This window comes from Microbacterium aerolatum (assembly GCF_007988825.1).
Classification (GTDB): domain Bacteria; phylum Actinomycetota; class Actinomycetes; order Actinomycetales; family Microbacteriaceae; genus Microbacterium; species Microbacterium aerolatum.
The window spans coordinates 167,285-180,470 of record NZ_BJUW01000004.1; the positions used below are offsets into that span (position 1 = coordinate 167,285).

At 68.4% G+C, this 13,186-nt stretch carries 14 protein-coding genes; 4 read left to right on the plus strand and 10 right to left on the minus strand.

The window, feature by feature from the left end:
* Positions 1 to 55: 55 nt before the first annotated feature.
* From secF to MAE01_RS06250, 8 genes are all read right to left on the minus strand, one after another.
* Positions 56 to 1,045 (minus strand): protein translocase subunit SecF, encoded by a 990-nt coding sequence (secF, locus tag MAE01_RS06215; RefSeq protein WP_147038692.1) that lies wholly within the window; start codon positions 1,043 to 1,045, stop codon positions 56 to 58.
* On the minus strand, positions 1,045 to 2,775 hold the full coding sequence (secD, locus tag MAE01_RS06220; protein ID WP_147038693.1) for a protein translocase subunit SecD: 1,731 nt from the start codon (positions 2,773 to 2,775) through the stop codon (positions 1,045 to 1,047). The genes secF and secD overlap by 1 nt, the downstream gene beginning before the upstream one ends.
* Before the next feature lie 54 nt (positions 2,776 to 2,829).
* Positions 2,830 to 3,231 (minus strand): preprotein translocase subunit YajC, encoded by a 402-nt coding sequence (locus tag MAE01_RS06225; protein WP_147038694.1) that lies wholly within the window; start codon positions 3,229 to 3,231, stop codon positions 2,830 to 2,832.
* 74 nt (positions 3,232 to 3,305) lie between these two features.
* Positions 3,306 to 4,349, minus strand: a complete 1,044-nt coding sequence (gene ruvB / locus MAE01_RS06230) for a Holliday junction branch migration DNA helicase RuvB (protein WP_147038695.1) — start codon at positions 4,347 to 4,349, stop codon at positions 3,306 to 3,308.
* On the minus strand, positions 4,342 to 4,965 hold the full coding sequence (ruvA, locus tag MAE01_RS06235; protein ID WP_147038696.1) for a Holliday junction branch migration protein RuvA: 624 nt from the start codon (positions 4,963 to 4,965) through the stop codon (positions 4,342 to 4,344). The genes ruvB and ruvA overlap by 8 nt, the downstream gene beginning before the upstream one ends.
* Before the next feature lie 27 nt (positions 4,966 to 4,992).
* Entirely contained in the window at positions 4,993 to 5,559 is a 567-nt protein-coding gene (ruvC, locus tag MAE01_RS06240; RefSeq protein ID WP_147038697.1) for a crossover junction endodeoxyribonuclease RuvC, read from the minus strand.
* A 47-nt stretch (positions 5,560 to 5,606) separates the two neighbouring features.
* A complete protein-coding gene (locus MAE01_RS06245; protein ID WP_147038698.1) occupies positions 5,607 to 6,365 on the minus strand; it encodes a YebC/PmpR family DNA-binding transcriptional regulator in 759 nt (252 codons plus the stop codon).
* 73 nt (positions 6,366 to 6,438) lie between these two features.
* Positions 6,439 to 7,317: a ribonuclease FAU-1 family protein gene (locus MAE01_RS06250; protein WP_147038699.1), complete on the minus strand. Its 879-nt coding sequence runs from the start codon at positions 7,315 to 7,317 to the stop codon at positions 6,439 to 6,441.
* Between the two features lie 62 nt (positions 7,318 to 7,379).
* Here MAE01_RS06250 and MAE01_RS06255 point away from each other — a divergent pair, with 62 nt between their 5' ends.
* Positions 7,380 to 8,744, plus strand: a complete 1,365-nt coding sequence (locus tag MAE01_RS06255) for a pyridoxal phosphate-dependent decarboxylase family protein (protein WP_147038700.1) — start codon at positions 7,380 to 7,382, stop codon at positions 8,742 to 8,744.
* Here the strand turns inward: MAE01_RS06255 and pdxT are convergent.
* On the minus strand, positions 8,741 to 9,349 hold the full coding sequence (gene pdxT, locus MAE01_RS06260; protein WP_147038701.1) for a pyridoxal 5'-phosphate synthase glutaminase subunit PdxT: 609 nt from the start codon (positions 9,347 to 9,349) through the stop codon (positions 8,741 to 8,743). The two genes, MAE01_RS06255 and pdxT, sit on opposite strands and share 4 nt — an antisense overlap.
* On the minus strand, positions 9,339 to 10,238 hold the full coding sequence (pdxS, locus tag MAE01_RS06265) for a pyridoxal 5'-phosphate synthase lyase subunit PdxS (RefSeq protein ID WP_147038702.1): 900 nt from the start codon (positions 10,236 to 10,238) through the stop codon (positions 9,339 to 9,341). The genes pdxT and pdxS overlap by 11 nt, the downstream gene beginning before the upstream one ends.
* Positions 10,239 to 10,332: 94 nt before the next feature.
* On the opposite strand from pdxS, the gene MAE01_RS06270 reads away from it, so the two are divergent.
* The 3 genes from MAE01_RS06270 (at position 10,333) to ectA (ending at position 13,150) form a co-directional block, all read left to right on the plus strand.
* A complete protein-coding gene (locus MAE01_RS06270; RefSeq protein ID WP_147038703.1) occupies positions 10,333 to 11,640 on the plus strand; it encodes an aminotransferase class I/II-fold pyridoxal phosphate-dependent enzyme in 1,308 nt (435 codons plus the stop codon).
* 12 nt (positions 11,641 to 11,652) lie between these two features.
* A complete protein-coding gene (gene pdxY / locus MAE01_RS06275) occupies positions 11,653 to 12,504 on the plus strand; it encodes a pyridoxal kinase PdxY (RefSeq protein WP_147038704.1) in 852 nt (283 codons plus the stop codon).
* A 100-nt stretch (positions 12,505 to 12,604) separates the two neighbouring features.
* On the plus strand, positions 12,605 to 13,150 hold the full coding sequence (gene ectA, locus MAE01_RS06280; RefSeq protein WP_147038705.1) for a diaminobutyrate acetyltransferase: 546 nt from the start codon (positions 12,605 to 12,607) through the stop codon (positions 13,148 to 13,150).
* Positions 13,151 to 13,186: the final 36 nt, after the last annotated feature.

Genomic DNA, 13,186 nt, shown 5'->3' on the forward strand with positions numbered 1-13,186 from the left:
GGGTCAGATCATCCTACGCGCCCGAAGGGGTACGGGCCCCGGGCGCTCAGCGCCCTCAGGCGTCGACGGCGGCGCGTTCGCGGAGCTCGAGAACCCGGCGGTCGCGCTCGACGATCTGCGGCTCCCGCTCCCGGAACAGCGAGTACAGGGGAGCAGCGACGAAGAGCGTGGAGTACGTGGCGACGATGATGCCGACGAAGATCGACAGCGAGATGTCGGTGAGAGTCTCGGCACCCAACCAGAACGCACCGATGAACAGGATCGCGCCGACCGGCAGGGCCGCCACGATCGAGGTGTTGATCGAGCGCACGAGCGTCTGGTTGACCGCGAGGTTCACGGACTCGCCGAACGTGCGGGCAGAGTTCTCCCCGTCCTCCGTGGTGTTCTCCCTGATCTTGTCGAACACGACCGTGGTGTCGTACAGCGAATACGCGAGGATCGTCAGGAAGCCGATCACCGCCGCGGGCGAGATCTCGAACCCGGCGAGGGCGTATACGCCGACCGTGATGACGAGCACGTCGAGCAGACCGATGATGGCCGCTGCGGACATCTTCCAGGTGCGGAAGTAGATCGCGAGGATCAGGAAGGTCAGCGCGAGGAAGATCGCCAGACCCCACAGCGACTGGCGTGTCACGTTGGCACCCCAGGCCGGGCCGATGAACGATGAGGTGACCTCGGCGGGGTCGACGTCGTATGCCTCTGCGAGGGCATCTGCGACGGCGAGGGTCTCGCTCTGCGTCATCTGCGAGGTCTGGACGCGCACATCGGTGCCGCCGACGATCGCGACCTTCGCGGTGGATTCCGGGACGACGGACTGCACCGCCTCCGTCGCCTTGGTCTGATCCGTCGACGCAGGTGCGACGACGGTGAACTGCGAACCTCCGGTGAACTCGATGGAGAACTCCACCGGTCGGAGGAACGGCACCAGCACCGAGCCGGCGACCAGGACGATCGCGATGATGAACCACAGGCGCCGCTTGGCGACGAATGGGAACGATGTCTTCCCGGTGTAGAGGTTGTTGCCGAACTCATTCATGGAGGCCATCAGCGCTCTCCCTCGCTTCCGGCGTCGGTCGGTCTGTTGCCCGTGAGGGCTTCGGCGCGTTTGCGTTCGGCAATCGTCTGCCTGCGCTCCGCCTCGCCCCGGGAACGGCTGTTCTTGGCGCCGCGACCGGCCTTGGCGGGCGTGACCTCACGGTACTGCGACCGCGTGTGGTAGACCGCGCCGAGCGCGTCTGGATCGAGCCCGGAGAGCTTGTGCCCTCCGCCGAAGAACTTCGTGCGGGCGAGAATCTGCATCACCGGGTGCGTGAAGATCACGAAGATGAACACGTCGATGATGGTCGTGAGGCCCAGCGTGAACGCGAAGCCCTTCACCGTCGAGTCGGCCAGGATGTACAGCACGACGGCGGCGAGGATGTTGATCGACTTCGAGATGTAGATCGTCCGTTTGGCGCGGCCCCAGCCGTCCTCGACGGCTCCCGTGATCGATTTGCCGTCTCGCAGCTCGTCACGGATGCGCTCGAAGTAGACGATGAACGAGTCGGCCGTGAATCCGATCGAGACGATCAGACCCGCGACGCCGGCCAGCGACAGGCGGAAGCCGAGGCGCCACGCGAGGATGCACACGATGATGTAGGTCAACACGCCCATCACTGCGATCGACGCGATGATCACCGTGCCGAGCGCGCGGTAGCTGAGAAGCGAGTAGACGGCCACGAGCGCGAGACCGATGAGACCGGCGATGAGGCCGATCTGCAACTGCTGGGTTCCCAGCGTGGCGGAGATCGTGTCGGAGCTCTCGGTGTTGAAGCTCAGCGGCAGGGCGCCGTACCGCAACTGGTCGGCGAGGGCCTGCGCGGACTCCTGCGTGAACGAGCCCGAGATGCTGGGCTTGCCGTTGAGGATCTGCGCGTTCATCTGCGGCGCGGAGATCACTGCGCCGTCGAGCACGAAGGCGAACTGGTCGCGCGGGCTCAGCCCATCGATCTGGTTCTGGTAGAGGCGCTGGCTGATCTTGCCGAAGACCTCGGTGCCGTGTCCGTCCAGGGTCAGGTTCACGGTCCAGGCGGCGGACTGCTGGTCGCGCCCGCTGGTCGCGTCGTCGATCGCGTCACCGGTGAGCTCGGTGGGCCCGAGGATGTACTTGACCGTGCCGGTCTCGTCGCAGGTGATCAGCGGCTGATCGGCCGGAGCGCTGCCCGGGTCGTTCGCGGGATCGGTGCAGTCGTAGGCGAGGAACTCGCCCTGGAGCTTCTCGGTGATCCAGGCCATGTCGCTGCCGTCGGTGGGCTCCGGCGTGGGAACGGCGTTCGCGGACGGGTCCGGCGCAGGGTACGGGGTGCTGTTGCCGTCCTCGCCGATGAACTCCGTCGCCGGGTCGCCCACGTACAGCACGGAGCGGAACTCGAGCTGCGCGCTCGCCTCGATGCGGGCGCGCGTCTCCTCATCGGCGACACCCGGGATCTGGACGACGATGTTACGTCCGCCCTCGGTGGTGATGTCTGCCTCGGCGACGCCCGAGGCGTCGACGCGCTGGCGGATGATCGCCGCGGCCTGGTCCAGCTGCTCCTGCGTCGGATCAGCACCGTCCTCGGTGGCGGCGCTGAGGACGATCTGTGTTCCGCCCTGCAGGTCGAGGGCCAGCTCAGGCGTCCAGGAACTCTTCTCGAATCCGTAGACGCCGATCGCGTTGATGCCGAACAGTGCGGCCGTCACGAGGAGAAGGCCGAGAAGCACCTTCCACGCATGGCGGACAGGAGAGGATGAAGCCACGTCTATTCAGCTTTCTGCGAATCCGATCAGGACCGGTGAGGACCAGCGAGGGGCTTACTTGCCGTCGGAGTCGCGATCCAGACGGGCGCGGGTCTCCTCGGGAGTCTCCGTCGGGGTCTCGGGAGTGATCTCCTCGATCACGCTGTCGTGAGCGGGGGCGTCGAGCTCGACGTCCGTGACGACGTCCTTGGGCTCGACGACGCGCAGGATCGCCTGGCTGTGCACCTCGATGACCGTGCCGGGAGCGATCTCCACGAGCGCCGGCGAGTCGAGGTCGTCGGCGTCGTAGGCGACGATCGTGCCGTACAGGCCGCCCTGCAGCAGCACCTTCGCGCCGGGGACGGTCTTCGTCGCCTTCTCCTCCTGCTCGGCCTTCATCTGCTTCTGACGCTTGCGCGTGTTGATGAACATGAAGACGAGAAGGACGGCGAGGAGGCCGAAGAGGACGATTTCCATCAGGCGGGGCCTTTCAAAATGCGCACGCCGGAAATACGACGCGCCAGTGGGTTCGGGGGTGAAGTCTTCAGCGATTATAGGTCATCGAACAATGCGGCGACCTCGGGGTGCGGCATGCCGAGATGCCGGTACGCCTCAGGCATCGCCACTCGGCCCCGCGGTGTGCGGCCGAGGAACCCGATCCGCACCAGGTACGGCTCGACGACGCTCTCCACGGTCTCGGCCTCTTCGCCGACCGCCACGGCGAGGGTGCTGAGCCCGACGGGGCCTCCGCGAAATCGCCGCACGAGCGTGTCGAGCACGGCCCGGTCCAGGCGATCCAGCCCGATCGGATCGACGTCGTACAGTTCGAGAGCCGCGTTGACGTCCTCGATGGTCGCCGCGCCTTGGTGCTGGCCGTGTACCAGCGCGTAGTCGCGCACCCGCCGCAGCAGGCGGTTGGCGATACGGGGTGTCCCGCGCGAGCGCCTGGCGATCTCGTGACGGGCGTCTTCGGGCATCGTGACGTCGAGCACGCGGGACGATCGTTCGATGACCTTCTCCAGATCGCTGTCCTCGTAGAACTCGAGGTGCCCGGTGAAGCCGAAGCGGTCGCGCAGCGGATTGGGCAGCAGGCCGGATCGCGTCGTGGCGCCCACGAGCGTGAACGGGGCGAGATCGAGAGGGATGCTGGTGGCGCCGGCGCCCTTGCCGACCATGATGTCGATGCGGAAGTCCTCCATCGCGAGATAGAGCATCTCCTCGGCCGACCGCGCCATGCGGTGGATCTCGTCGATGAACAGCACCTCACCGGGGACGAGGCTGGACAGCAGCGCGGCGAGATCGCCGGCGTGCTGGATGGCGGGGCCGCTTGAGAGTCGGAGCGGACGCTCGCTCTCGTGGGCGACGATCATCGCCAGGGTGGTCTTGCCGAGTCCCGGAGGGCCCGCGAGGAGAATGTGGTCCGGTGGGCGATTCTGGATGCGGGCGGCGTCGAGCAGCAGCTGCAGCTGACCGCGCACCTTGGGCTGTCCGACGAACTCGCCGAGACTGCCAGGGCGCAGGGCGCCCTCGATCGCGAGTTCCGCTTCGTCGATCGGCTCTGCGGGGTTCCTGCCGTCTGCGAAGTCGTCAGCCACGCGCGCCGCCTGCCTTCGCGGGCCCCAGTGCCGCAAGCGTCTGGCGCAGCAGCGCCGGCACCGATTCGCGGTCGGCTTCGCTGGCGGAGTCGGCTGTCTCGGTCGCGGCCTCACCGGCCACCTTCTCGGACCACCCCAGCCCGACGAGCGCAGCGGTGACCTGTGCGACGACGGCATCGGCGGCGGATGCCGGGCGGCCCGCGGGCGCTGCGGCGGGAGGCTGGAGCTTGCCGGCGAGCTGCACGACGATGAGTTTCGCGGTCTTGGGGCCGATGCCGGACACCCGTCGGAACGGCGCATCGTCATCGTCGGCGACAGCGCCGGCGATCTGGTCGACCGTGAGGTGGCCGAGCACGCCGAGTGCGGACTTCGGCCCGACACCGGTGACGCTGAGCAGCTGGGTGAACACCTCGAGTTCGAGGGGCTCGGCGAAGCCGAACAGCGTGAGCGCGTCCTCGCGGACGATCAGGCTCGTGTGCAGGCGCAGCTGCTCCCCCGTCCGTGCGGTGTGTGCGACATCGGCGGGGACGAAGACGAAGAAACCCACACCGCCGACCTCGACGACGACGTGATCGGCGCCGGTGGACAGCACGGTGCCGCGCAGGGAGGAGATCATGGCTCCAGCCTATGTCGCGGATCGTATCTATGTTCGAGCGACACGCTCGGCGTCCGCCCACGCACGCTGCGCGGGGGTGAGCGAAGCGCCGCCTCCGGGGGCTGAGGCACCCCGTCGCCAGGCGTGGCACAGCGCGATGGCCAGGGCATCGGCGGCATCCGCCGGCTGAGGCGGGGCATCCAGCCGCAGGATCCGCGCGATCATCGCCTGCACCTGCTTCTTGTCCGCCGACCCGTAGCCCGTGACCGCGGCCTTCACCTCGCTGGGCGTATGGGTGGCTGCGGGCAGGCCGGCTTCGGCCGCCAGCAGCAGCGCGATACCGCTCGCCTGTGCTGTCCCCATGACGGTGTGGCTGTTGTGCTGGGCGAACACGCGCTCCACCGCGACGGCATCCGGTCCGTGCTGCCCGAGGACCGCGCGGATCCCCTCGGCCACGGCAGCCAGCCGCTCGCCGATCGGGGCATCGCTGGGGGTGCGGATCACGCCGACGTGCACCAGGTTCGCGCGTCGCGAGCGATCGACGTCGACGATGCCGACGCCGCACCGGGTCAGTCCCGGGTCGATGCCGAGTACGCGCAGAGAAGAAGCCGCCACTCCCCCAGGTTATGCGTCAGAGGAGTGACGGCTTCGACGGCGCGCTCTTACTCGTCGTTCTCGAGCTCGGCCTGCACCTCGGGTGTGAGGTCGAAATTGCTGTAGACGTTCTGCACGTCCTCGCTGTCTTCGAGGGCATCGATGAGGCGGAAGATCTTGCGCGCCGTGGCGGCATCGACCTCGACCTTGAGGTTCGGCACGAACTCGACATCGGCGGATTCGTAGTCGATGCCGGCGTCCTGCAGAGCCGTGCGGACGGTGACCAGGTCGGTGGCCTCGGTGATCACTCCGAAGCCGTCACCATGCGGCTCGACCTCCTCAGCACCGGCCTCCAGCACAGCTTCCATCACGTCGTCTTCCGTGGTTCCCTCGGAACCCACGACGATGACGCCCTTGCGCTCGAAGTTGTAAGCGACGCTGCCCGGGTCGGCGAGGTTCCCGCCGTTCCGGCTGAGAGCGGTGCGCACCTCTGCGGCCGCACGGTTCTTGTTGTCGGTCAGACACTCGATCATGAGGGCGACGCCGTTCGGTCCGTAGCCCTCGTACATGATCGAGGTGTACTCGACCGCTTCGCCGCCGATGCCGGCACCGCGCTTGACGGCCCGGTCGATGTTGTCCTTCGGGACGGACATCTTCTTCGCCTTGAACACAGCGTCGTACAGGGTCGGGTTGCCAGCCAGGTCGGGACCGCCGAGCTTCGCGGCCACTTCGATGTTCTTGATGAGCTTGGCCCACGACTTCGCGCGCCTGGAGTCGATGACGGCTTTCTTGTGCTTCGTCGTCGCCCACTTGGAATGCCCGGACATATGTCTCCGCTCGTCTCGCGTTTTGCGCGCTTCATTCTACGCGGTTCCTGCGCGGCACCCCACGCAGATCGCATCACCCCTCGAGGCTGGTGCGCCCAGACCTCTTGCGTGCGGCATCCATCTCGGCACTGTCGGGCAAGCCCACGGGCACATCCGCCTCGGGGTCCGGCGACCACCGCTCCCAGGCCTCGTCGAGCGGCCATGCGCCGGGGACGATGAGATCGTGACCGGCGTGGTCGGCGAGAACGCGCACCGCCTCGGCCTGCTCGGTGGTGAAATGGCCCTGCGCGACGACGGCATCGAGCTCGTCGGCATCCTTGAGCCAGACATCCTCTGTGACAGCGTGCTCCGCGTCGATCCAGATGTCGAGCACGAGATCGCGGGAGAAGATGCCGGGCGCGGCACCGGCGACTCTCCGGTGCGGCAGTTCCAGGTTGACGTACGTGCCGGCGGGGCCGCCGTCGGGACGCCGGAAGAACCACAGCGACCAGGGCCGCCCTGCGGGCGCGATGCGCAGGATGCCAGGACCCGTCCAGGCGGTCTCCGCCATCACCCAGGGGGTGAGGAACCGTTCGTCCAGGGGCACGTCGCGATGCCGTCGCCCGTCCGCGGGCACCGGTTCCAGGCGCGCGGACCCGGAGGGGATCCAGACCACCAGACCCCGGTCGTCATCCCGCACCACCCGCGCGGCCTCGACGTGCCTGCCGTATCGCCACAGGATCTCGTCCCCCGAGGCGAATCGGGGTGCGTGCTCACTGTCCGAGGCGACGGCATCCTCGAAGGCGGGATCCAGGTGCGACCCGTCCTGCCCGGTCGGCTCGAGCAGTGCGATCGCGCGCTGCAGGGACATCTCCCGGGTCGACACGTTCTGCCAGCGGTCACCGCGCCGGCCGATGAGGGTGACGGTCCCGCCGCTCGCACTGACGTCCATCGATCCGATCGGAAGGCGCATACGGTCACGCTATCGCGCGGACAAGCCTTGTCCGTCATGGCACACGGTGGAAGACTTCGCTCATGGATGAGCGGGAGCGCGCTCTCGACGCCGCTCACCGACACGCCGCCGGGTTCCTGGAGAGCCTCGACGACCGACCGGTGTGGCCGCGAGCGAGCCTGGATGAGATGGTGGCGGCGTTCGGCGGGCCTCTCGCCGAAGAAGGCCTGGATCCTGCGGCGGTGGTCGACGAGATCGCTGAGCGGGCGGATCCCGGGCTCGTGGCGATCCCCGGCGGACGCTTCTTCGGCTTCGTGATCGGCGGCACGCATCCGGCGGCTCTCGCCGCCGACTGGCTGGTATCCGCGTGGGATCAGAACTCCGGGTCGTCACTGCTGACGCCTGCGACCGTGGCCATGGAGCGCGTCGCCGGCAAGTGGATGCTGGAACTGTTCGGCCTGCCCTCGACGGCCAGCGTCGGGTTCGTCACCGGCGGTCAGCTCGCGAACTTCACCTGCCTCGCGACCGCGCGCACCGCCGTCCTCGCCCGGGCCGGATGGGATCTTGCCGAGCGGGGGCTGCGATCGGCGCCGCCGATCCGCTTCGTCGTCGGAGCCGACCGGCACGGGTCGGTGGACCGCGCCGCACGGTTCCTCGGCATCGGTCGTGCGGAACTCACGGTCGTCGAATCGGACGATCAGGGCCGGATGCGCCCCGACGCACTCGAAAGCGCGCTCGACTACGGGCGCGGGCCGCTGATCGTGTGCCTGCAGGCCGGGGAAGTCCACACCGGCGCCTTCGACGACTTCGGGATACTGATCCCGATCGCCCGGCGACACGAAGCCTGGGTGCACGTGGACGGCGCGTTCGGCCTGTGGGCGGCCGCCTCCCCGTCGCTGCGACCGCTGACCGCAGGGGCTGAGGCGGCGGATTCCTGGGCGACCGACGCACACAAGACGCTCAACGTGCCCTACGACTGCGGCATGGCGATCGTCCGCGATCCCCAGGACTCCATCGCCGCATTCCGGACCGGAGGCGACTATCTGATCTACTCCGGCCTCGATCCCTGGGACGTCACACCGGAGCTCTCCAGGCGCGCACGCGGCGTGCCCGCGTGGGCGGCGCTGCGCAGTCTCGGCAGGGTGGGAATCGCTCGATTGCTGGACGGCCTGCATGCGAACGCCGTGGCGATGGCGAAGGGCCTGACGTCGGTCGACGGCGTCGAAGTGCTCAACGACGTCGACTACACGCAGGTCATGTTCTGCCTCGGCGAGGATGACGCCACTCGGGCGCTCGGGGAAGCGATCCTTGCGGACGGCACCGCGGCGGTCACCGGCGCCGAGTGGCGCGGCCGTGCGGTGCTCCGCTGCTCGATGTCGTCCTGGGCGACCACCGCCGAGGACATCGACCGGACCGTCACTGCGATCCGACGCCTCGTCGCCGCCTAAGCAGCAGATCGCACGGACGCCCTGACGCGGGCCAGGAAGTGCGCGTGGAAGCGGGAGTCGCCGCCGACCTCGGGATGGAAGCTCGTGCCGAGCAGGTTCCCCTGCTGCACCGCCACGATCGCGCCGTCGGGCAGCGCCGACAGCACCTCGACGCCGGCGCCGACGCGCTCGACGATCGGTGCGCGGATGAAGGTCGCGTGAACGGGCTCATCGCCGAGAACGGGTACGGCGAGGTCCGCTTCGAACGATTCGGTCTGACGTCCGAAGGCGTTCCGCCGCACGTCGATGTCCATCCCGCCGAACGACTGCTGCCCCTCGATCCCGTCGATCACGGTGTCGGCGAGCAGGATCAGTCCGGCACACGTGCCGTACACCGGCAGCCCTGCGGCGATGGCGTCGCGCAACGGCTGCTGCAGCCCGAACTGACGCGACAGCTTGTCGATCACCGTCGACTCGCCGCCGGGGATCACCAGCCCCTGCACCTGGGCCAGCTCCTCGGCGCGTCGCACGCGCAGTGTTTCGGCGCCGAGCCCCTGCAGGACGTTCTCGTGCTCGCGCACGTCGCCCTGCAGGGAGAGGATGCCGACGAGCGGACTACCAGCCACGCTCGGCGAGCCGGTGCGGTGCGGGCAGATCGGAGACGTTGATGCCGACCATCGCCTCCCCGAGACCGCGAGAGACCTCGGCGATCACGGCGGGATCGTCGTGGAAGGTCGTTGCCTTGACGATCGCGGCAGCGCGAGCAGCGGGGTTGCCGGACTTGAAGATGCCGGAGCCGACGAAGACGCCGTCCGCACCGAGCTGCATCATCATGGCGGCATCCGCCGGGGTGGCCACGCCGCCCGCGACGAACAGGACGACAGGGAGCTTTCCTGTCTCCGCGATCTCGGCGACCAGTTCGTACGGTGCCTGCAGTTCCTTGGCCGCGACGTAGAGCTCGTCCTTGGGGAGCGCGGTGAGCGAGGCGATCTCGCCCCGGATCCTGCGGATGTGCTTCATCGCCTCCGAGACGTCGCCGGTTCCGGCCTCGCCCTTGGAGCGGATCATGGCCGCGCCCTCGTTGATGCGCCGCAGGGCCTCGCCGAGGTTCGTCGCACCGCACACGAACGGCACGGTGAAGTCGTACTTGTCGATGTGGTTGACGTAGTCGGCCGGTGAGAGCACCTCCGACTCGTCGATGTAGTCGACGCCGAGCTCCTGCAGCACCTGCGCCTCGACGAAGTGCCCGATGCGCGCCTTCGCCATGACGGGGATGGAGACGGCCTCGATGATGCTGTCGATCATGTCGGGGTCGCTCATGCGGGACACCCCGCCCTGTGCGCGGATATCGGCGGGCACTCGCTCGAGCGCCATGACGGCGACGGCACCGGCATCCTCGGCGATCTTCGCCTGCTCTGCGGTGACCACGTCCATGATCACACCGCCCTTGAGCATCTCGGCGAGACCGCGCTTCACGCGCGCCGATCCGGTGGTGGGCTTCTCGTCTGCGACCATCGTGAATCCTTCCGTGCATCCAATGCTGTTTTTGATCTATGCCAAAAGATAGCACTGCTCCCCCGCCCCCTAGACTCGGATGTCGGGAGGTGTCATGAATGATGAGATCACCGGTCGGACGGCGGCCGAGATCGTCGGCAGCGTGCGGGCGCTGCGCGAGCGCGGCGCGCTGGCACCGGGCGACCTTCTCCCCCCGGTCCGCGAGCTCGCCGCCCGCCTCGGCGTCAATCGCAACACCACGGTCGCCGCCTACCGGCAGCTCTCGCAGGCCGGGCTCGTCGTCAGCCGCGGTCGGGCGGGCACGATGCTCGTCGAGCATGACGCGGTCGCTCAGGAAGGGTACGCACAGAACACCGTGCTGCGCGACGTCGGCACGGGCAACCCGGACCCCGCGCTCATCCCCGATCCATCCGGCATCCTGGCAGGCGTCGCCGGACGGCCGGTGCTCTACGGCGAGCCGGTGATCGACCCGTCCCTGGAGGCCTGGGCGCGCGAGTGGGTCGCACCAGACCTCCCGGCATCCGACTTCCGGATCACCATCACGAGCGGCGCGGTGGATGCCGTCGAGCGTCTGCTCGCACAGGCGCTGATGCGCGACGACGCCGTGGCACTGGAGGATCCCTGTTTCCTCGCCAGCATCCACACCGTCCGCCTCGGCGGCTATCGCGCGATTCCCGTTCCGGTCGACGACGAGGGCATGACGGTCGACGGTCTGCGCGCAGCACTGGATGCCGGCGTGCGCGCGATCATCTGCACGCCAAGAGCGCAGAATCCGACCGGGGTGAGCCTCTCCCCCGCATGCGCTACGGCGCTGCGCGCACTGCTCGCGGAGCATCCGTACGTCCTCATCATCGAGGACGATCACTTCTCGATGCTCTCCGAGCGACCGTACGAGAGCCTCATCGGCTCAGGGCACCGCCGGTTCGCGATGCTGCGTTCGGTCTCGAAGTTCCTCGGCCCGGACATGTGCCTGGCCGTCGCCGCGACCGACCCGGAGACGGCCGACCGGCTCGCCATGCGGTTGAGCCCCGGCACCACCTGGGTGAGCCACCTGCTGCAGCGGCTGGCGCTCGGCATGCTCACAGACGACTCCGCGCTGGCGACGATCCGGACCGCCGGCGCGCACTACGCAGAACGCAACCGCGCCTTCGCCGAGCGACTGCGAGCGCACGGGATCGACGCCGAGTACGTCGACGGGATGAACCTGTGGGTGCGGCTCACGCAGCCGGCGCGCGTCGCCTCGCAGCAACTGATGCGCCGAGGCTGGCTCGTGCGCACGGGCGACGAGTTCCTGCTCGATGAGACCGCCGGCCCCTCGCATCACGCGCGGCTGACCGTGCACGATCTGAACGATGAGGATGCCGCGCAGCTCGCCGCGGACATCAGTTCCGCCATCGGGTGAGAAGATCGGAAGATGAAGATCCTCTCGATCCAGTCCGCCGTCGCCTACGGACACGTCGGCAACTCGGCCGCGGTGTTCCCGCTGCAGCGCATCGGTGTCGATGTGCTGCCGGTCTACACGGTGAACTTCTCCAACCACACCGGCTACGGTGCGTGGCGCGGCCCGCTCATCGACCCGAGCGACGTGCGCGACGTCATCACCGGCATCGAGGAGCGCGGGGTCTTCGGACAGGTGGATGCGATCCTCTCCGGATATCAGGGCGGCGAGGGCATCGGCGACGTCATCATCGACGCCGTCGCGCGTGTGAAGGCCGCCAATCCCGCGGCTCTCTACGCATGCGACCCGGTCATGGGCAACGCGAAGTCCGGATGCTTCGTGGCGCCGGCGATCCCGGAGCTGCTGCGCGAGCGCGTGGTGCCCGCGGCCGACATCATCACCCCGAACCAGTTCGAGCTGGGCTTCCTCACGCGCACGGAGCCGGACACACTGGAGTCGACGCTCGCGTCGGTCGATCTCGCGATGGCCATGGGCCCGAGCACGGTGCTGGTGACAAGTGTCGAGCGGCCCGATCGTGAAGAGGGCACCATCGAGATGCTCGCCGCCGACGGCGAAGGCGCCTGGATCGTGCAGACCCCGTTCCTTCCCATGAAGGCGAACGGATCCGGCGACGTCACGGCGGCGCTGTTCACCGCGCACTACGTCGAGACGGGCAGCGCGCAGGTCGCGCTCGAGCGCACGGCATCGAGCATCTTCGACCTTCTGAAGCTGACGCTGGACTCGGGTGCGCGCGAGCTGCAGCTCGTCGAGGCGCAGGAGTCCTACGCCCACCCGAGGATGCAGTTCAGCGCACGCCAGGTGCGCTGACCGCGCCCGCGCGCACGTACCTTCTCCGATCAAGCCGAGATCGCGCTCAGACACGCCGCGGGTTGCCGACGCCGCACATTCTCGTTAGCGTCGTGCCCGCATGCTCCCCTTCAACGAAGTACCCCATGCCCCTGTCCCCGACATCTCGAGGACGAGGATCCTCGCCCCTGCCGCATCGCATGGTGCAGGCATGTGGCGGGTCGCCGCAGCATCCGGCGAACTCGATCTGAACTCCTCGTACATGTATCTGGTCTTCGCGCGAGATTTCGCGGAGACGTGTCGCGTCGCGCTGGTCGATGACGAAGTCGTCGCCTTCGTGCTCGGCTACCGCCGCCCCGCGATCCCGGATCGCCTGTTCGTCTGGCAGGTGGCGGTCGACGAGCGCCACCGCGGTGCCGGACTCGCCGGTCGTCTGCTGGACGATCTCGTCTCGGCGCCCGGCGACGGGCACGCGGCCGTCGCGTACGTGGAGACGACGATCACGGACGACAACACGGCGTCCCGGCGGCTCTTCGCGAGCTTCGCGGGGCGCTGGGGCGCAGAGCTGGAGACGAGCGGACTGTTCGAGGCGCAGGACTTCCCTGATCGCCACGACGCGGAGCCGCTGCATCGGATCGGGCCGTTCCCCGCGCTCGCGCGGGCCTGACGTCCGATCCAGTCTGGGAATCCTTCCCAGCCTCGG

Excerpts from the sequence above, each read along its gene's own strand:
- MAE01_RS06225 (WP_147038694.1), bottom strand. The coding sequence starts at position 3,231 with ATGGAAATCGTCCTCTTCGGCCTCCTCGCCGTCCTTCTCGTCTTCATG.
- MAE01_RS06245 (WP_147038698.1), bottom strand. The coding sequence starts at position 6,365 with ATGTCCGGGCATTCCAAGTGGGCGACGACGAAGCACAAGAAAGCCGTC.
- MAE01_RS06255 (WP_147038700.1), top strand. The coding sequence starts at position 7,380 with ATGGATGAGCGGGAGCGCGCTCTCGACGCCGCTCACCGACACGCCGCC.
- MAE01_RS06270 (WP_147038703.1), top strand. The coding sequence starts at position 10,333 with ATGAATGATGAGATCACCGGTCGGACGGCGGCCGAGATCGTCGGCAGC.
- ruvA (WP_147038696.1), bottom strand. The coding sequence starts at position 4,965 with ATGATCTCCTCCCTGCGCGGCACCGTGCTGTCCACCGGCGCCGATCAC.
- MAE01_RS06250 (WP_147038699.1), bottom strand. The coding sequence starts at position 7,317 with ATGCGCCTTCCGATCGGATCGATGGACGTCAGTGCGAGCGGCGGGACC.
- pdxS (WP_147038702.1), bottom strand. The coding sequence starts at position 10,238 with ATGGTCGCAGACGAGAAGCCCACCACCGGATCGGCGCGCGTGAAGCGC.
- secF (WP_147038692.1), bottom strand. The coding sequence starts at position 1,045 with ATGGCCTCCATGAATGAGTTCGGCAACAACCTCTACACCGGGAAGACA.
- ectA (WP_147038705.1), top strand. The coding sequence starts at position 12,605 with ATGCTCCCCTTCAACGAAGTACCCCATGCCCCTGTCCCCGACATCTCG.
- pdxY (WP_147038704.1), top strand. The coding sequence starts at position 11,653 with ATGAAGATCCTCTCGATCCAGTCCGCCGTCGCCTACGGACACGTCGGC.